The sequence below is a fragment of the Streptomyces sp. NPDC056738 genome (assembly GCF_042790435.1).
GTDB lineage: Bacteria > Actinomycetota > Actinomycetes > Streptomycetales > Streptomycetaceae > Streptomyces.
On sequence record NZ_JBHTZF010000009.1, the window covers coordinates 1 to 17,084 of the forward strand.

Sequence of the window (17,084 nt, forward strand, 5' to 3'; positions counted from 1 at the left end):
AGATCGCTGCGGGCCCTCCGGCGTTCCGTACGCACCCTCGGGGCGTACGGCTCTGGCTGTCGGTCAGTCCTCGTCGCGGCGGAGCGACGGCTTCAGGTCCTTCAGCCGGCCCAGCAGTCCGTTCACGAACGAGGGCGACTCGTCCGTGGAGAACTCCTTCGCGAGCTGCACCGCCTCGTCGAGCACCACGGCGTCGGGGGTCTCGTCGACCCAGATCAGCTCGTAGGCACCGAGGCGCAGGATGTTGCGGTCGACGACCGGCATCCTGTCCAGCGTCCAGCCGACGGCGTACTGCGCGATGAGCTCGTCGATGCGCCGCGCCTTGCCGGCGTAGCCCTCGACCAGTTCCATCGTGTATTCGCTGACCGGCGGCTGCCGGGTGTCGGACCGGGAGTGCCGGATCCAGTCCGCGAGGACCGTGAGGACGTCCACACCGCGCTGGTCGCCCTCGAAGAGGATCTGGAAGGCGCGCTTGCGGGCCGTGTTGCGGGCAGCCACGGTTAGCTGTTCACCCGGCCGAGGTAGTCGCTGGTGCGGGTGTCGACCTTGATCTTCTCACCGGTGGTGATGAAGAGCGGGACCTGGATCTGGTGACCGGTCTCCAGGGTGGCGGGCTTGGTGCCACCGGTGGAGCGGTCGCCCTGGACGCCGGGCTCGGTCTCCTGGACGACCAGCTCGACGGCGGCCGGCAGCTCGACGAAGAGCACCTCGCCCTCGTGCTGGGCGACGGTGGCCGTGAAGCCCTCGATGAGGAAGTTGGCGGCGTCGGCGACGGCCTTGCGGTCGACCATGAGCTGGTCGTAGGTCTCCATGTCCATGAAGACGAAGTACTCGCCGTCCATGTACGAGAACTGCATGTCGCGCTTGTCGATCGTGGCCGTCTCGACCTTGACGCCGGCGTTGAACGTCTTGTCGACGACCTTGCCGGAGAGCACGTTCTTCAGCTTGGTGCGCACGAAGGCCGGGCCCTTGCCGGGCTTGACGTGCTGGAACTCGACGACGGACCAGAGCTGGCCTCCGTCGAGCTTGAGCACCAGGCCGTTCTTGAGGTCGTTCGTGGAAGCCACGGTTGCGGAATCTCCTGGACTGACGTGGACGACCCCGGCGCACGCGCGTAGCCCGGAAGCTAGAGCGCGAGCAGTTCCTTGGTCGTGATGGTGAGTAGCTCGGGTCCGCCGTCCGCCTCAGGGCGTACGACGAGCGTGTCATCGATCCTGACACCGCCCCGGCCCGGAAGGTGGACCCCCGGTTCGACGGTGACCGGCACGCAAGCGTCCAGTTTACCCATGGCCGCGGGGGCAAGCTGCGGGTCCTCGTCGATTTCGAGCCCGACACCGTGCCCCGTCAGGGAGGGAAGGCCTTCCGTATGCCCCCCGGAGTCCAGTACCTGGCGGGCCGCGCGGTCCACGTCCCGGTAGGCGGCGCCGGGTGCCAGCGCCTCCCGGCCGGCGCGCTGGGCGGCGAAGACGAGGTCGTACAGCTCGATCTGCCAGTCGGCCGGCGAGGTGCCGATCACGAACGTACGACCGATCTCACACCGGTAGCCGCGGTAGGTCGCGCCGAGGCAGACGGAGAGGAAGTCACCCTCCTCGACACGCCGGTCGGTGGGCCGGTGGCCGCGGCGTCCCGAGTTCGGACCGGTGCCGACCGAGGTCGCGAAGGCGGGCCCGTCGGCACCGTGGTCGACGAGCCGGCGTTCCAGTTCCAGGGCGAGATGGCGTTCCGTGCGGCCCACGAGAATCGATTCGAGGAGTTCACCGAGCGCCTGGTCGGCGATCTCCGCGCCGATCCGCAGTGCGGAGATCTCCTCCTCGTCCTTGATCACCCGGAGCTGTTCGACCGCTCCGCCCAGATCGGCCAGGAGCAGCCGGGGCGCGACCGATCCGAGGGCGCGGTGCCGGGTCACGGTGAGGTGGTGTTCCTCGACCGCGAGGGACTCCACTCCCTGATCCGCCGCCAGTCCGGCGGCGGCGACGGCCGGGTCTCCGCCGGCACGCGGCAGCACCCGGACCTCCAGCGCCTCGTCGGGGCGCCCTTCCATGGCTTCGCCGGACGGCGGGCCTGCGCACAGCAGCATGTCCTCGTCGCCGCCGAGCAGCAGCACCGCGCCGAGCGGCGCGGCACCGGCGAGATACCTCACGTTGGCGGGTCGGGTGACGAGCGCCGCCGCGCTGCCGCCCGCCGCACAACGCTCCCGGAGCCGCTCTCTGCGGGTCGCGTACACCTCTGGCATGAACCGAGCCTACGAGCGGTGGCCGGATGTCGCCGGTTCAGAGGGCCGGACGGGTATCCCGGCGCCCGGACGGACCGGTCACAGGGCCCGAGCCGGACCCTTCGGGCACCGCCACGCTCCGCTCCGCGCGGCACCGCCGGTGGGCGAGGCCGCGTGGGTCACCGGCAGGACCCGAACCCCTGGGCCCGCCGACGGCCGAACCGTTTCACCCGTGCCGCGGGCCCGGCCCCGTCACCACGACCGCGCGCCGAACCCTTTCAGCACCGCGGCACGCCGAACCCTCACCACTGGGGCGGGCTGGCGATCGAACGGGCCAGGACGTCGTCCAGGACACGGGCCGTGGCCGCGACGTCGAGCTGGGAGTTGTCGATGATCGGGAGCCCGGAGCCGTACCAGCCGGCCATGCGGCCGTGGATGCGGGCGACCTCCTCGTCGCTGAGCCTGCGGTTGCCCGAGCGCTCGGCGTTGCGCTCCAGGACCACTTCCAGGCCCGGCAGGAGCACGACCGGCAGCAGACCGGGCCCCACGTGCCGCTTCCAGCCGCCGAGGCCGACGACCGGGCGGTCCGGGAAGACGGCGTCGTCCAGGATGCACGAGATGCCGTTGGCCAGGAAGTTGCGGGCGGCGAAGCCGCAGGTGCGGCGGGCGAGACGATACTGCGCCTCGGAATGGTCGTTCCATCCCGACTGCGGGTCGGCGAAGCCCGAGCGCACCCATTCGCGTACGTCGTCGAGGCTGATGTGGGCCGTGGGCACCCGGCGGTGGTCCGCCCAGTACTTGGCGACACTGGTCTTCCCGGCGCCCGCGGGGCCGATGAGCAGGACCGCGAGCGTCGTCGCCGCCGGGTCGGGCGCGCCCGTGGCGGGCGGCGGGCTCGGCATGGCGACCGAGACGCCCGGAGGCAGCCGGACATGCCCGGTGGTGTCCGGCGCGGGCGGCACGGGCGGGTGCGGCGGCTGTGCCGAGGCATGCGGCGGAGGCTGCGCCGACGGGTGCTGCGGCGGCTGCGGGGGCATCTGATGCGGTGGCAGGTGATGCTGGGGCGCCTGCGCGGGTGGCGCTCCGGGCGGCACCGGCGCTCCGGCGAAACCGGGAGCGGGCGCGGGGCCCTGCTGCCCCGGGTACTGTCCGGCCGGCGACCATCCGGCGGCCGGCCCCTGCCCCGGCTGATGGGGCGGCAGCGGAGCCCCCACTGCGTGCTGCATCCGGTGCCACTCCGTCTCGTACAGGCGATGTGCGCGTCGCGACGGGACGCCGGTCCCGTCGCTACCGAACGGTACCTTCCCCGGCCGCCGTTGTGTGAACGGCCGGGGACGGTGCGAAGTGCCCGGTGAGGAGAGGCAAAACGGGCTGAGCAGGTGCCCTTCGGGCCATACGGCCCCGCGGGGCGGCGCCCGTTACTCGCCGACCTCGCCGTACGCCGCGAGCAGGACGGCCGGATCCGGGCCCTCCAGGACGGTCGGTTTGGCCAGTCCGTCGAGGACGATGAAGCGCAGCAGGTCGCCCCGGGACTTCTTGTCGACCTTCATGTTCTCCACGAGCTTCGGCCACTGGTCGTAGCGGTAGCTCAGCGGGAGACCCACGGACTCCAGGATCGTGCGGTGCCGGTCGGCCGTCGCGTCGTCCAGCCGGCCCGCGAGGCGGCCGAGTTCGGCGGCGAAGTGCATGCCGACGGAGACCGCCGCGCCGTGCCGCCACTTGTAGCGCTCGTTCTTCTCGATGGCGTGGGCCAGCGTGTGGCCGTAGTTGAGGATCTCGCGCAGCCCCGACTCCTTGAGATCGCCGGAGACGACCTCGGCCTTGACCTTGATGGAGCGCTCGATCAGCTCGGCGGTGTGCGGGCCCTCGGGCGTACGGGCCGCCGCGGGGTCGGACTCGATGAGTTCCAGGATCACCGGGTCGGCGATGAAGCCGGCCTTGATGATCTCCGCGAGCCCGGACACGTAGTCGTTGACCGGCAGCGAGTCGAGCGCGGCCAGGTCGCACAGCACGCCCGCGGGCGGGTGGAAGGCGCCGACGAGGTTCTTGCCCTCGGCGGTGTTGATGCCCGTCTTGCCGCCGACCGCCGCGTCCACCATGGCGAGCACGGTGGTGGGGACGGCGATCCAGCGGACCCCGCGCAGCCAGGTCGCGGCCACGAATCCGGCGAGGTCGGTGGTGGCGCCGCCGCCGACACCGACGATGACGTCGGTGCGGGTGAAGCCGGACTGGCCGAGCGCCTTCCAGCAGTAGGCGGCGACCTCGGCGGTCTTGGCCTCCTCGGCGTTCGGCACCTGGATGGCGACGGCCTCGAAGCCCTGCTCCGCCAGGTCGGCGCGGAGCGCCTCGCCGGTGTCGGCGAGCGCCTCGGGGTGGATGACACCGACACGCTTGGCCTTGTCGCCGATCAACCCGCCGAGCTCGCCGAGGAGCTGACGGCCGATCAGGACCTCGTAGGGGTCGGTGCCCGCGGTGCCGCCGACCTGGACACGGGTCACAGCCTCGCTCATGCTTCCTTCAACTCCAGTGCGTCGAGGACCTCTTGGGCGACCTCATCGGGGGTGCGGCCGTCGGTCGCCACGACCGCGCGGGCGACTTCGGTGTACAGGTGGCGGCGTGCCTCCATCAGCTCGCGCCACTGCTTGCGCGGGTTGACGGCGAGCAGCGGCCGGGCGACGTTGAGTCCGGTGCGCTGCACCGCCTCCTCGACGTCCATGGAGAGGTAGACGACCTGGTGGCCGGCGAGCAGGGCGCGGGTGTCGGCGTCGAGGACCGAACCGCCGCCCAGGGCCAGGACTCCGTCGTGCTCGGCGAGTGCCGTGCGCACCGCCCGCTTCTCGATCGCGCGGAAGGCGGGCTCGCCCTCGTCGACGAAGATGTCGGCGATGGCGCGGCCCTCGGTGGCCACGATGTCGTCGTCCGTGTCCCGGTAGACGCAGCCGAGCCGCTCGGCGACGAGCGCGCCCACGGTCGACTTCCCGACCCCCATCGGCCCGACCAGGACCAGCCGTGGGGCGGTCACCGGATGGCCAGGTTCTCGAGGTACGACCGGACGTTGCGGCGGGTCTCGGTGACCGAGTCGCCGCCGAACTTCTCGGCCACCGCGTCCGCGAGGACGAGGGCGACCATGGCCTCGGCGACGATGCCGGCGGCCGGCACGGCGGAGACGTCGGAGCGCTGGTGGTGGGCCTTGGCGGCCTCGCCGGTGGCGACGTCGACGGTGGCGAGCGCGCGCGGCACGGTGGCGATCGGCTTCATCGCGGCGCGGACGCGCAGCAGTTCGCCGGTGCTCAGGCCGCCTTCGGTGCCGCCGGCGCGACCCGACGTCCGCTTGATGCCCTCGGGCGTCCCGACGATCTCGTCGTGGGCCTGGGAGCCGGGCACGCGGGCGAGTTCGAAGCCGTCGCCGATCTCGACGCCCTTGATCGCCTGGATGCCCATCAGGGCCCCGGCCAGACGGGCGTCGAGCTTGCGGTCCCAGTGGACGTGCGAGCCGAGGCCCACGGGAACGCCGTAGGCGAGGACCTCGACGACGCCGCCGAGGGTGTCGCCGTCCTTGTGGGCCTGGTCGACCTCGGCGACCATCGCCTTCGAGGCGTCGGCGTCGAGGCACCGCAGCGGGTCGGCGTCGAGCTTCTCGACGTCGGCCGGGGTGGGGTACACACCCTGCGGGGCCTTCACGGAGCAGAGCTCGACGACGTGGGAGACGATCTCGATCCCGGCCGTCTCCTTCAGGTACGAACGGGCGACGGCGCCGAGGGCGACCCGGGCCGCGGTCTCGCGGGCGGAGGCGCGCTCCAGGATCGGGCGGGCCTCGTCGAAGCCGTACTTCTGCATGCCGGCGAGGTCGGCGTGACCGGGACGCGGGCGGGTCAGGGGTGCGTTGCGGGCGAGACCGTCGAGGATCTCCCGGTCCACCGGGTCGGCCGCCATGACCTGGTCCCACTTGGGCCATTCGGTGTTGCCGACCATGACCGCGACCGGGGAGCCGAGGGTCAGACCGTGCCGGACGCCGCCGAGGAAGGTGACCTCGTCACGCTCGAACTTCATCCGGGCACCGCGTCCATAGCCCAGGCGCCGCCGGGCGAGGTGGTCCGCCACCATCTCCGTGGTGATCGGCACGCCGGCGGGAAGGCCCTCCAGCGTCGCGACAAGTGCGGGACCGTGGGACTCCCCCGCGGTCAGCCAGCGCAACCTGCTCAACGGTGCTCCTCATGCTCGCGCCCTGGTACTGCTGCTGCGTACACGTGTGCTCGCGTACGGCGACGGCGCGACCGGGTGCGCGGCCCAGGCCCGCCATGTCCGATCCTCCCACGTCCTGGCGCCGGAACCGGCCGCAGGTCCATCAGGCGGGACGGCCGGACACGGACGGAGGGCTCAGCGCGCGGCGTCCTGCCCCTGACCCGGCGCGTAGCTGCCGAGGAAGTCGGCACCGCTCGGCCCGGCCGGAGCAGGGGTCTGCGCGGGCCCGCCCTGCTGGTTCTGCTGGTTCTGCTGTGGCGCGTAGGCGCCCAGGTAGTCCGCGCCGCGCCCCTGTCCGTACTGCGCCGCCGCGTGCACGGGCACACCCGCCCGCACGGCACGCCAGTAACGGATCTTGCGCGTGAGCTTCAGGATCCACGAGCCGAGGACGGCGAGCACGATCAGCGCGAGCACCGTGACCTGCACCCAGTCGGGCATGAACTTCAGGACGAGCTCGAAGATCTCACCCTTGCCGGACGCCAGTGGCACCCCGTCGGACACGCTGGTCATGTACCTGACTCCCCCTACCCCGTGCTCCGCTCCCTGCGGACCTCAGCGGATATTACGGGAAGCGAGCGCGTGTTCCCCCGCTTTTCTCATGGCGACCACGGGGGCCGGCTGCCGCCCGGTCATCTGCTCCACCTGGAGCACCGCCTGGTGGACGAGCAGGTCGAGGCCGCCGACCACGGCCCCGCCGTACGCGGACCAGCGCGCCGCGAGGTCGGTCGGCCAGGGGTCGTACAGCACGTCGAAAAGGGTCGTCGGGCTCCCGGGGACGGCGGCCGCCAGCGCGTCCGTGGTCCCGGCCGGAGTCGTGGCGATCACCAGCGGCGCGCGCAGCGCCCGTTCGGCGTCGGCCCAGTCCTCGGTGCGCACCTCGATACCGAGCCGCTCGCCCCACTCGCGCATCTCGGCGGCCCGCTCCGGGCTCCGCACGTACGCGACGACCTCGCCGGTGCAGATCCGTGCGAGGGCGGCCAGCGCGGAGGAGGCGGTGGCGCCGGCCCCGAGGACGGCGGCCGACTCGACCTGCTCGATCCCCCGCTCACGCAGCGCCGCGACCATTCCGGGGATGTCGGTGTTGTCGCCGACGCGCCGCCCGTCCTCGGTGAACACGACGGTGTTGACCGCCTCGACGGAGGCGGCCGTCTCGCTGATCTCGTCGAGCAGTGGCATCACGGCCCGCTTGAGCGGCATCGTCAGCGACAGCCCGGCCCACTCCGCTCCGAGGCCCTCGACGAAGGCGGGCAGCGCCGCCTCGTCGACCTCGAAGCGGTCGTACGTCCACGCACCGAGACCGAGTTCCCGGTACGCGGCGCGGTGCAGCACCGGCGAGAGGGAGTGCGCGATCGGTGAACCGAGCACAGCCGCCCGGGACGCGTCAGTTGCCCGAGCTGGCATTGAACTTTTCCTTGAGCTTCTCGAACTGGGCCAGCGTCTTGGCGAATTCCGTGTTGTTCTGACCGTCGGTCGCCACGAAATACATCCAGCCGTCCTTCGTGGGATTGAACACCGCCCTGCAGGCGTCGTCGCCCGGATTGCCGATCGGACCGGGCGGCAGACCGCGGTGGTAATACGTGTTGTACGGGTCCGGATTGCTGTTGATCTCGGACTCGCCGATATTGATCTTGCTCTGGCCCTTCAGGTAATTGAAGGTCGAGTCGAACTGCAGCTTCTGATTGGTCTCGGTGTTGGTGCTCTTCAGACGGTTGTAGACGACCTCGGCCATCTTGCGGTAGTCGTCGTGCGTCTTGCCCTCGGCCTGGACCAGGCTCGCGACCGTGACCACCTGGAGGGGGCTGTCGAGCTTGAGCGCCTTCGCCTTCGCCACGAGCCCCAGCGCCGTGTACCTCTTGTTGGCCTGCGCGACCATGCTCTTCAGCACGACCTCGGGCTTCATGCCCTTGGCCGCGGGATACGTGAGCGGGTAGAGGAACCCCTCCAGGGGGTCCTTTATGTCCTTGTCGGTGTTCGCCCAGCTCGGCAGCCCGAGGGTCTTGTACTTCTTCTTCGCGACGGCGCTCGTCGTGCCCTTGGCGAGTCCGAGTTTCGTGTCGATCAACGTGTAGACCTGGGCATTGCGGAAACCGGGCGGCACGGTCACGTTGTTCTGGCTCTTGGGGTCGAGCATCAGCTCGACGGCGCTCTTGGCCGACATCCCCTTGCGCAGAAGGTAGGCCCCGGCCTGAATCGACTTGCCCTTGGGATTCTCTCCCTGAGCGTGCACGAACGCGTCCACGCTCTTGACGACACCGGCGGCCTTCAGCTTCTGGCCGATGACATAACCGCCCTCGCCCTTGCCGATCTCGACGGGAACCTGCCCCGTCCCCTCGCCGGAAAAGTCGGGGGCCGCGCCGAAACGATTCTGGTAGTAGTGGTAACCGAAATACCCGGCTCCCGCGAGACCGCCGCCGAAGACCATGACGACCACCAGGCAGGCGCAGCCGCTGCGGCGTTTCTTGCCCTTGCCGCCGCGCTCCTTGTCGCCACCGCGCTGCTTGCGGTCCCCGCGGCCACGGCCCTTCTTCGGGTCGTCGTCCTCGTCGAAGTCGTCGTCCTCGTCGTCCTCACCGGAGAAGAAGGCGTGCTCGCCCTGGTCCGGTCCCGGGTCCCAGTCCGGCTCGGGTTCCGGCTCGGCACGGCGCCGGGCGGGCGGCTCGGGCGGCGGATAGGCGTCCGGGGTGTTGTACGAGTCCGGCTGCTCGGCCGCGTACTGGCCCGCGTAGGGGTCGGCGGGATCGCCCGTGTACGGCACCTGAGGCTGCGCACCGGTGCCGCTGTCGGCGTACTGCTGCCGGCCCTGGCCGGGGTACTGCTGCTGCCCCTGGCCGTTGAACTGCTGCTGACCCTGGTCCTGGTACTGCTGACCCTGGCCCTGGCCGTTGAACTGCTGCTGCCCCTGGCCCTGGTCGTTGTTGAACTGCTGCTGGCCCTGACCGGGGTACTGCTGCTGGCCCTGGTACTGCTGCTGTCCCTGACCCTGGTACTGCTGCTCCTGCCCCGGGTACTGCTGCTGCCCCTGACCGGGGTACTGCTGCTGGCCCTGGTACTGCTGCTGACCGGGGTACTGGCCGTGCTGGCCCTGCGCCGGGTACTGCTGCTGGCCCTGGTACTGCTGCCCCTGGCCCCAGTCGCCCTGCTGCTGCGGATAGTGCTGCGGCTGGCCGCCGTCGTAGGCGGACTGGCCCTCTGCGGCCTGTCCGCCCCATCCGAGGTCCCCGTACAACGGGTCCTCCGGATTCCACGGTTCGGAGCCAGGGCCCCGGCCATACTCAGTCATCGATCCCCTACGAGCCGCGAGCCGGCAGCGGCCGGCTCGTCTGGCCCGGCTCCCGTCCGCCTCTTCACTGTGCGACGGCTGTTCGAACACCACCGCATCGGGCGGAACGTTACCGTATCGCGATCACATGACCACTTCGACGCCCTCGCCGGGCGACTTGCCTGACACCCGTTCGGATTCCAGGGCCTGCTGCAGGATCACGACGGCTGCCGCCTGGTCGATGACCGACCTGCCCTTCTTCGACTTCACGCCCGAGGCGCGCAGTCCCTGACTGGCCGTGACCGTGGTCATCCTCTCATCCACGAGCCGAACCGGAACAGGAGCAATCCCTTCCGCGAGCTCCTGGGCGAAGGCACGGACCTTGACCGCGGCAGGGCCCTCGCCCCCCTTGAGGGAGCGAGGGAGACCGACGACGACCTCGATCGGCTCGTACTCCTCGACGAGCTGCCGCAGTCGGCGGTGGGCGGCCGGGATGTCACGCCCCGGAACCGTCTCCACCGGCGTCGCGAGGATCCCGTCGGGGTCGCACGAGGCGACCCCGATCCGGGCGTCCCCGACGTCGATCGCGAGCCGACGTCCTCTGCGCATGTCCGCGGCCCTTACTTGGCCGTCTCGGCGACGAGGCGCTGGACCGCGTCGATGGCCTCGCCGACGGCGGCCGGGTTCTGGCCACCGCCCTGGGCGACGTCCGGCTTGCCGCCACCGCCGCCGCCGAGGGTCTTGGCGGCGCCGCGGACCAGCTCACCGGCCTTCAGACCGCGCTCGCGGGCGGCCTCGTTGGTGGCGATGACCGTCAGGGGCTTGCCGCCCACGACCGTGAACAGGGCCACGACGACGGCGCGTCCGCCCTGGATGCGGCCCCGCACGTCGAGGACCAGCTTGCGCAGGTCGTCGGCGCCCGTGCCGTCCGGGACCTGGCCGGTAACCAGGGCGACGCCGTTCACGTCCTGAGCGGACTCGACGAGTCCGGCGGCGGCCTGGAGCACCTTCTCCGCGCGGAACTTCTCGATCTCCTTCTCGGCGTCCTTCAGCTTGCCGAGCATGGCGGAGACCTTCTCCGGAAGCTCCTCCGGACGGCCCTTGACCAGCTCCTGGAGCTGGGCGACGACCGTGTGCTCACGGGCCAGGAAGTTGTACGCGTCGACGCCGACGAGGGCCTCGATGCGCCGCACGCCGGAGCCGATGGACGACTCGCCCAGCAGCTTCACCAGGCCGAGCTGGGCGGTGTTGTGCACGTGCGTGCCGCCGCACAGCTCCTTGGAGAAGTCGCCGATGGTCACGACGCGGACGCGCTCGCCGTACTTCTCGCCGAACTCGGCGATGGCGCCCTGCTTCTTGGCCTCGTCGATGCTCATGACCTCGGCCTGGACGTCCAGGTCGCGGGCGAGCACCTCGTTGATCTGCTGCTCGACGTCCGTCATCACGGCCGTCGGGACGGCGGACGGGGAGCCGAAGTCGAAGCGGAAGCGGCCGGGCTGGTTCTCGGAGCCGGCCTGGGCGGCCGTCGGGCCCAGGGCGTCGCGCAGCGCCTGGTGCGTGAGGTGCGTGGCCGAGTGGGCGCGGGCGATGGCTTTGCGACGGCGTACGTCGATGGTGGCCTGGGCCTTGGCGCCGACGGTGGCCTCGCCGACCTGGACGACGCCCTTGTGGACGTACACGCCGGGGACGGGCTTCTGGCAGTCACGGATCTCGATGACGGCGCCCGTGTCGACCCGGATGCGGCCGGTGTCGCCGATCTGGCCGCCGCCCTCGGCGTAGAACGGGGTGCGGTCGAGGACGATCTCGACCTCGTCGCCCTCGGTGGCGGCCGGCGAGGAGACGCCGTCCACGAGGATGCCGACGATCGTCGACTCGGCCTCGGTGCCGTCGTAGCCGACGAAGTCGGTCTCACCGGCGGCGTCGGCGATCTGGCGGTAGGCGCCGAGGTCGGCGTGGCCGGTCTTCTTGGCGCGGGCGTCGGCCTTGGCCTTGTCCCGCTGCTCCTTCATCAGGCGGCGGAAGCCGTCCTCGTCCACCGACAGGCCCTGTTCGGCGGCCATTTCGAGGGTGAGGTCGATCGGGAAGCCCCACGTGTCGTGGAGCAGGAAGGCCTTGTCGCCGGCGAGGACCGTGCCACCCGACGACTTCGTGTCGGTGATGGCCGTGTCGAGGATGTTCGTGCCGGCCTTCAGGGTCTTGAGGAAGGCGGCCTCCTCGGCGAGGGCCACGGTCTCGATCCGCTGCCGGTCGGTGACCAGCTCCGGGTACTGCCGGCCCATCATGCCGATGACGACGTCGATGAGGTCCTTGACGACCGGTCCGGTGGCGCCGAGCAGGCGCATGTTGCGGATGGCGCGGCGCATGATGCGGCGCAGCACATAGCCGCGGCCCTCGTTGCCGGGGCTCACGCCGTCGCCGATGAGCATCACGGAGGTGCGCATGTGGTCGGTGACCACACGCAGCGACACGTCGGAGGCGTGGGCGGCGCCGTACTCGACACCCGTCAGCTCGGTGGCCTTGTTGATGACCGCCATGGAGGTGTCGATCTCGTACATGTTCTGCACGCCCTGCAGAATCATCGCGAGGCGCTCGAGGCCGAGGCCGGTGTCGATGTTCTTGCTGGGCAGCTCGCCGAGGATCTCGAAGTCGTCCTTCGAGGTGCCCTCGCCGCGCTCGTACTGCATGAAGACCAGGTTCCAGATCTCCACGTAGCGCTCGTCGTTGACGGCCGGGCCGCCCTCGACACCGAACTCGGGACCGCGGTCGTAGTTGATCTCGGAGCACGGACCGCAGGGGCCCGGGACGCCCATGGACCAGTAGTTGTCCTTCTTGCCCAGGCGCTGGATGCGCTCGGCCGGGACGCCGATCTTGTCGCGCCAGATGGTCTCGGCCTCGTCGTCGTCGAGGTAGACCGTGATCCACAGACGCTCGGGGTCGAGGCCGTAACCACCCTTGTCCTGGGGCGTGGTGAGCAGCTCCCAGGCGTAGGTGATGGCCCCTTCCTTGAAGTAGTCGCCGAAGGAGAAGTTGCCGCACATCTGGAAGAACGTGCCGTGGCGCGTGGTCTTGCCGACCTCTTCGATGTCGGGCGTGCGCACGCACTTCTGCACGCTGGTGGCGCGCGCCCAGGGGGCCTTGACCTCGCCGAGGAAGTACGGCTTGAAGGGGACCATGCCGGCGGGGACCAGGAGCAGAGTCGGGTCGTCCGCGATGAGCGACGCCGAAGGGACGACGGTGTGACCGCGCTCCTCGTAGAAGCTCAACCAGCGGCGGCGGATTTCAGCCGACTCCATCAGTGGTCCTCATTCCGGTTGTACGAGTACGTCGTGTTGTCGATGTACTTGATCTGCTTGTTGTTGCCGGACTGCTCGCCGCCGCCGATCGCGGCGATACGGCGCTGGGTGGGCAGTTCGGGATCCGGGTCCGCGTTCAGACCGAGCACCTCGCCGAGTTCGGCCTCTCGCTGGGCCATCCCGTCGCGGACGTCGAGCGCGAACTCCTTGAGGCGGTGGCCCGCGTCGATCGCCTTGTTCGCGGCCTGCGCCGCGAGGCTCTCGGGGGTGAGCTGCCTGAGCTTGCGGTTGACCTTGGTGGTGGCCCATACACCCGCGGCTGCGCCCGCGGTGAACCAGAACGTACGGCGGAACATCGCTGCGTCAGTCCTTCTTCCGCTTTCCCCGCCGGGTGGACGGGACGGCGCGGCCCACGATCACGGTACGCCGGGGCGCTTTGTCGGGCACATTGTCACGACGGCCTCCGATGGCCCGGCGCACGCCGTACCCGAACGCCGCGACCTTGACCAGCGGGCCGCCGAACGTGGAGGCGACGGTCGTCGACAGCGCCGAGGCGTTCGACGTGACCTCCTGGACGTCCGACGCGATGGCGTCGACCCGGTCGATCTGCGTCTGCGCGGAGCGCACCGCCGCCGAGGCGTCGGCCAGGAGCGGGACGGCCTGGTCGGTCACGTCCGCGACGAGCTTGGTGGTCGCCCTGAGCGTCTGGGCCAGCCTCACCAGCGCGACGGCGAGGAAGGAGACCAGGATCGCCCAGAAGACGGCCACCAGGATCCCGGCCACCTCACCACCGGACACTGTGCACCCGCTCCCTGACTGTGTGCCTGAACATCGAAAAGTCGTCACCCGAGCCTATCGCGCCGGGGCCGGGGCTCCGTACCGCATTTATCCGCTCCGGAGTGTGGAGTTGCGCGAACCGATTGTACGGAGCGCTAACGGGTCAGTACGCTCCGTATCTCATGCAGCGTTCTCACCCCGGCCGACACTCCGGTCCTGCCGTACCCGGCAATCTGCCCCTGGAACTCGACGCGTTCGTGGGGCGCTCCGCGGAGCTCGCGCGGCTGGCCGAGGCGCTGGAGGCGGTCCGTCTGGTCACCGTGACCGGCATGGGGGGCGTCGGCAAGACCCGCCTCGCCACCCACGCGGCGGCGGCGACGGACCCGCTCGACGGGGTGTGGCACGTGGACCTGTCCGCGGTGCACGACCCGGAACTCGTCGAGTACGCCGTGGCCGAGGCCTTCGGGCTGACGGACCACACGGCGAAGCCGCCGCGCCGGGTGCTGCTCGACCATGTCGCCGGGCGCAGGCTCCTGCTGGTCCTGGACGGCTTCGAGCACCTGGTCGACGTGAGCGCCGCGCTGGTGGGCGAGTTGCTGCGGCGGGCGCCGGGACTGCGGGTGCTGGCCGTGGGCCGCAGACCGCTGGGGATCGCGGGCGAGCGGGTGTTCCCGCTGGCGCCGCTGGACGAGGCCGAGGCCGTGGAGCTGTTCGCGGACCGGGCGGCGGCCCGGGTGCCCGGCTTCGCGCTGGACGAGGGCAACGGCTCCGACGTCCGGGAGCTGTGCCGGCGGCTGGACGGGATCCCGCTGGCGCTGGAACTGGCGGCGGGCCGCGTCGGCGCCCTCTCCCCCGCTCAGTTGCTCGCCCGCCTGGAGGACCGGTTCCGGCTGCTGACCGGCGGTGTGCGCGACGCGCCGCCGCGGCACCAGACCCTGCGGACGGCGATCGGCTGGAGCCACGAACTGTGCACACCGGGAGAGCGGCTGCTGTGGGCGCGCCTGTCGGTGTTCGCCGGGCAGTTCGACCTGGAGGCCGCGGAGTACGTGTGCAGCGGGGACGGACTGCACGCCGACGACGTGCTGGACGTGCTCGGCGAACTGCTCGCGCAGTCGGTCCTCGCGCGCGAGGAGACCGCGGCCGGAGTGCGGTACCGGATGCTGGACACGGTCCGGGCCTACGGGGCGCACTGGCTGGCGGCGACGGGCGACGCGGAGCGGCTGCGCCGTCGCCACCGCGACTGGTACATGGGCCTGGTCACCTGGTGCGAGCTGGACTGGTTCTCGCCGCGGCAGGCCGAGGTGGCGGTGCGCGTCGAGACGGAACTGCCGAATCTGCGCTGCGCGCTGGAGTATTCGCTCGGCGAACCCGACGACGCGCATCTGGGCCAGTACCTGGCGGGCGCCCTGTGGTTCTACTGGGTCGGCTGCGGCCGTCTCTCGGAGGGGCGGCACTGGCTGGAGCGCAGTGTCGAACTCGACGGCGACCGCGACCAGTCACGGCTGAAGGCCCTGTGGGTGCTCGGCTACGTGGCGGTCCTCCAGGGCGACTCGGTGCCCGCGCTGTCCGCGCTCCAGGAGTGCCGCGACGAGGCGGAGCGCTGCGGGAACGCCGTCGCGGTGGCGTACGCCGAGCATCGCACCGGCTGTCTGGCCCTGGTCACGGACGACATGGCGCGGGCCGAGAGGCTGCTGCGCTCGGCGCTGGACCGGTATCACGAGATCGGCGAGCTCAACAGCAATGTGCTGATGGGCCAGATCGAGCTGGCCATGGCGCTCGCCTTCCAGGGCGACATGCCGGGCGCGGTGAAACTGTGCGAGGACGTCCGCGGGGTGTGCGAGGACCACGGGGAGCGCTGGGCGCTGGCGTACGCGCTGTACGTCCTCGCGTACCAGGCGCAGGCGGAGGGCGATCCGGCGCGGGCGCGCGGTCTGCTGGAGCAGGGCCTGGGGATCGCGCACAGCTTCCACGATCTGCTCGGCGCCGTGCTCGCGGTCGAGCTGCTCGCCCTGGTGACGGTGGTGGAGGGGGACGCAGCCGAGGCCGCGGTGCTCCAGGGGGCGGCGGCGCGCATGTGGCCGTCGGTGGGTCTGCCGCTGTTCGGCTCGGCGTACTACAACGCGCCGCACGAGCGCTGTGCGGCCCTGGCCCGGCAGGAGCTGGGTGACGAGCGGTACGAGGAGTGCGTACGGGCGGGCGGGCTGCTCGGGCAGGACGCGGCGGTCGCCCGGGCGCTGGGCGGGGCCGGGGTGCCGCCGCTGGGTGCGGTGCCCTCGCCGCGCAGGCTGCCCCCGGACGTGCGAAAGCCCGCCGTTTCGCCCACCTCGAAGGGCGGGGAGACGACGGGCTGACGCCGACGCTTGGGTGGTACCGCGTCCGCTGTCGAAAGATCAGCGGGCGTAGTACTCGACGACGAGCTGCTCGTCGCAGATCACCGGGATCTCCTTGCGGTTCGGCTCACGGTCCAGGCGGAAGGCCAGGGCGGCGAGGTTCACCTGGAGGTAGCGCGGGGTCTCGCCGTCGGGGGCGAAGCCACCGGCGCGGGAAACCTCGAACAGCGTCTTGCTGCGGCTGCGCTCGCGGACCATCACGACGTCGTCGGGACGGACGCGGAACGAGGGCTTGTCGACCTTCTGGCCGTTGACCTCGATGTGGCCGTGAACGACCATCTGGCGGGCCTGGTAGATCGTGCGGGCGATGCCCGAACGCAGGACCAGCGCGTCGAGACGACGCTCCAGCTCGATGATCAGGGCCTCACCGGTCTTGCCCTGGACCTTGGAGGCACGCTCGTAGGCGCGGACGAGCTGGCGCTCGGACACGTCGTACTGCGCGCGCAGACGCTGCTTCTCGAGCAGACGGACCTTGTAGTCCGAGTTCTGCTTGCGGCCACGGCCGTGCTCACCCGGCGGGTAGGGGCGGGCCTCGAAGTACTTGACAGCCTTCGGGGTCAGCGCGATACCGAGCGCACGCGACTTCTTGACCTTGGGGCGGGACTGGTTCGCCATGAACCAAACACCTCATGTTTCCGATGCGAATACGGCTTCACCAGGGTTAGGGGAGGTCGCAATCCGCAGCCCGGGAAACCCTCCTCGCCGCCGTGGAGATCCACGGGGACGGGGCGGGCAGCCGCTCCTGGGTCTGGGCACATACGTGCAGCACGCGAGTGACCCACCGACCGGTCCCGGAGTTCCGGGTGGTGGTGGGTTGCCCGCGACACCTTCGACGGTGCGCGACGCTCCTGGAATCCCCCCGTGGTGGCAGGGGCTCCGGCTGGATGTCCCGTTCTGGTGGTGCCGACCGG

General features: G+C 70.9%; 16 protein-coding genes. 1 reads left to right on the top strand and 15 read right to left on the bottom strand.

Annotated features, from left to right (window positions below; translation table 11 throughout):
- Positions 1-63 precede the first annotated feature (63 nt).
- From nusB to ACFRIC_RS23505, 14 genes are all read right to left on the bottom strand, one after another.
- Positions 64-498, bottom strand: coding sequence for a transcription antitermination factor NusB (gene nusB, locus ACFRIC_RS23440; protein WP_361679097.1), 435 nt, complete (start codon positions 496-498; stop codon positions 64-66).
- A gap of 2 nt (positions 499-500) precedes the next feature.
- The gene (gene efp, locus ACFRIC_RS23445) at positions 501-1,067 is read right to left on the bottom strand and encodes an elongation factor P (RefSeq protein ID WP_351862521.1); all 567 of its coding nucleotides are present in this window, start codon (positions 1,065-1,067) and stop codon (positions 501-503) included.
- Positions 1,068-1,126: 59 nt separating this feature from the next.
- The gene (locus tag ACFRIC_RS23450; RefSeq protein WP_382788789.1) at positions 1,127-2,233 is read right to left on the bottom strand and encodes an aminopeptidase P family protein; all 1,107 of its coding nucleotides are present in this window, start codon (positions 2,231-2,233) and stop codon (positions 1,127-1,129) included.
- A gap of 281 nt (positions 2,234-2,514) precedes the next feature.
- Positions 2,515-3,438 (bottom strand): Pro-rich N-terminal domain-containing protein, encoded by a 924-nt coding sequence (locus tag ACFRIC_RS23455; RefSeq protein ID WP_382788793.1) that lies wholly within the window; start codon positions 3,436-3,438, stop codon positions 2,515-2,517.
- A 192-nt stretch (positions 3,439-3,630) separates the two neighbouring features.
- Positions 3,631-4,722 carry a 3-dehydroquinate synthase gene (gene aroB, locus ACFRIC_RS23460; RefSeq protein ID WP_382788796.1) on the bottom strand — a complete coding sequence of 364 codons (1,092 nt, stop codon included), beginning with the start codon at positions 4,720-4,722 and terminating at the stop codon, positions 3,631-3,633.
- Positions 4,719-5,234, bottom strand: coding sequence for a shikimate kinase (locus tag ACFRIC_RS23465; RefSeq protein ID WP_382788799.1), 516 nt, complete (start codon positions 5,232-5,234; stop codon positions 4,719-4,721). The genes aroB and ACFRIC_RS23465 overlap by 4 nt, the downstream gene beginning before the upstream one ends.
- Positions 5,231-6,415, bottom strand: coding sequence for a chorismate synthase (gene aroC / locus ACFRIC_RS23470; RefSeq protein WP_382788801.1), 1,185 nt, complete (start codon positions 6,413-6,415; stop codon positions 5,231-5,233). The genes ACFRIC_RS23465 and aroC overlap by 4 nt, the downstream gene beginning before the upstream one ends.
- Positions 6,416-6,589: 174 nt before the next feature.
- The gene (locus tag ACFRIC_RS23475; protein WP_382788804.1) at positions 6,590-6,964 is read right to left on the bottom strand and encodes a hypothetical protein; all 375 of its coding nucleotides are present in this window, start codon (positions 6,962-6,964) and stop codon (positions 6,590-6,592) included.
- A gap of 42 nt (positions 6,965-7,006) precedes the next feature.
- Positions 7,007-7,855 (bottom strand): shikimate dehydrogenase, encoded by an 849-nt coding sequence (locus tag ACFRIC_RS23480; protein WP_382788807.1) that lies wholly within the window; start codon positions 7,853-7,855, stop codon positions 7,007-7,009.
- On the bottom strand, positions 7,836-9,734 hold the full coding sequence (mltG, locus tag ACFRIC_RS23485) for an endolytic transglycosylase MltG (protein ID WP_382788810.1): 1,899 nt from the start codon (positions 9,732-9,734) through the stop codon (positions 7,836-7,838). The genes ACFRIC_RS23480 and mltG overlap by 20 nt, the downstream gene beginning before the upstream one ends.
- Positions 9,735-9,857: 123 nt before the next feature.
- Positions 9,858-10,322, bottom strand: a complete 465-nt coding sequence (gene ruvX / locus ACFRIC_RS23490; protein ID WP_328454536.1) for a Holliday junction resolvase RuvX — start codon at positions 10,320-10,322, stop codon at positions 9,858-9,860.
- 11 nt (positions 10,323-10,333) lie between these two features.
- Positions 10,334-13,006, bottom strand: coding sequence for an alanine--tRNA ligase (alaS, locus tag ACFRIC_RS23495; RefSeq protein WP_382788814.1), 2,673 nt, complete (start codon positions 13,004-13,006; stop codon positions 10,334-10,336).
- Positions 13,006-13,362 (bottom strand): DUF6167 family protein, encoded by a 357-nt coding sequence (locus tag ACFRIC_RS23500; RefSeq protein WP_382788817.1) that lies wholly within the window; start codon positions 13,360-13,362, stop codon positions 13,006-13,008. Before ACFRIC_RS23500 ends, alaS begins: the two co-directional genes overlap by 1 nt.
- Before the next feature lie 7 nt (positions 13,363-13,369).
- Positions 13,370-13,804: a DUF948 domain-containing protein gene (locus ACFRIC_RS23505; RefSeq protein ID WP_382788819.1), complete on the bottom strand. Its 435-nt coding sequence runs from the start codon at positions 13,802-13,804 to the stop codon at positions 13,370-13,372.
- Between the two features lie 161 nt (positions 13,805-13,965).
- On the opposite strand from ACFRIC_RS23505, the gene ACFRIC_RS23510 reads away from it, so the two are divergent.
- Positions 13,966-16,134, top strand: coding sequence for an ATP-binding protein (locus ACFRIC_RS23510; protein WP_382788822.1), 2,169 nt, complete (start codon positions 13,966-13,968; stop codon positions 16,132-16,134).
- 39 nt (positions 16,135-16,173) lie between these two features.
- Here the strand turns inward: ACFRIC_RS23510 and rpsD are convergent, their stop codons facing one another.
- The gene (rpsD, locus tag ACFRIC_RS23515; protein WP_037621164.1) at positions 16,174-16,788 is read right to left on the bottom strand and encodes a 30S ribosomal protein S4; all 615 of its coding nucleotides are present in this window, start codon (positions 16,786-16,788) and stop codon (positions 16,174-16,176) included.
- Positions 16,789-17,084 lie beyond the last annotated feature (296 nt).

Excerpts from the sequence above, each read along its gene's own strand:
- ACFRIC_RS23450 (WP_382788789.1), bottom strand. The coding sequence starts at position 2,233 with ATGCCAGAGGTGTACGCGACCCGCAGAGAGCGGCTCCGGGAGCGTTGT.
- ACFRIC_RS23455 (WP_382788793.1), bottom strand. The coding sequence starts at position 3,438 with ATGCAGCACGCAGTGGGGGCTCCGCTGCCGCCCCATCAGCCGGGGCAG.
- aroB (WP_382788796.1), bottom strand. The coding sequence starts at position 4,722 with ATGAGCGAGGCTGTGACCCGTGTCCAGGTCGGCGGCACCGCGGGCACC.
- ACFRIC_RS23475 (WP_382788804.1), bottom strand. The coding sequence starts at position 6,964 with ATGACCAGCGTGTCCGACGGGGTGCCACTGGCGTCCGGCAAGGGTGAG.
- ACFRIC_RS23480 (WP_382788807.1), bottom strand. The coding sequence starts at position 7,855 with ATGCCAGCTCGGGCAACTGACGCGTCCCGGGCGGCTGTGCTCGGTTCA.
- mltG (WP_382788810.1), bottom strand. The coding sequence starts at position 9,734 with ATGACTGAGTATGGCCGGGGCCCTGGCTCCGAACCGTGGAATCCGGAG.
- ruvX (WP_328454536.1), bottom strand. The coding sequence starts at position 10,322 with ATGCGCAGAGGACGTCGGCTCGCGATCGACGTCGGGGACGCCCGGATC.
- alaS (WP_382788814.1), bottom strand. The coding sequence starts at position 13,006 with ATGGAGTCGGCTGAAATCCGCCGCCGCTGGTTGAGCTTCTACGAGGAG.
- ACFRIC_RS23500 (WP_382788817.1), bottom strand. The coding sequence starts at position 13,362 with ATGTTCCGCCGTACGTTCTGGTTCACCGCGGGCGCAGCCGCGGGTGTA.
- ACFRIC_RS23510 (WP_382788822.1), top strand. The coding sequence starts at position 13,966 with ATGCAGCGTTCTCACCCCGGCCGACACTCCGGTCCTGCCGTACCCGGC.
- rpsD (WP_037621164.1), bottom strand. The coding sequence starts at position 16,788 with ATGGCGAACCAGTCCCGCCCCAAGGTCAAGAAGTCGCGTGCGCTCGGT.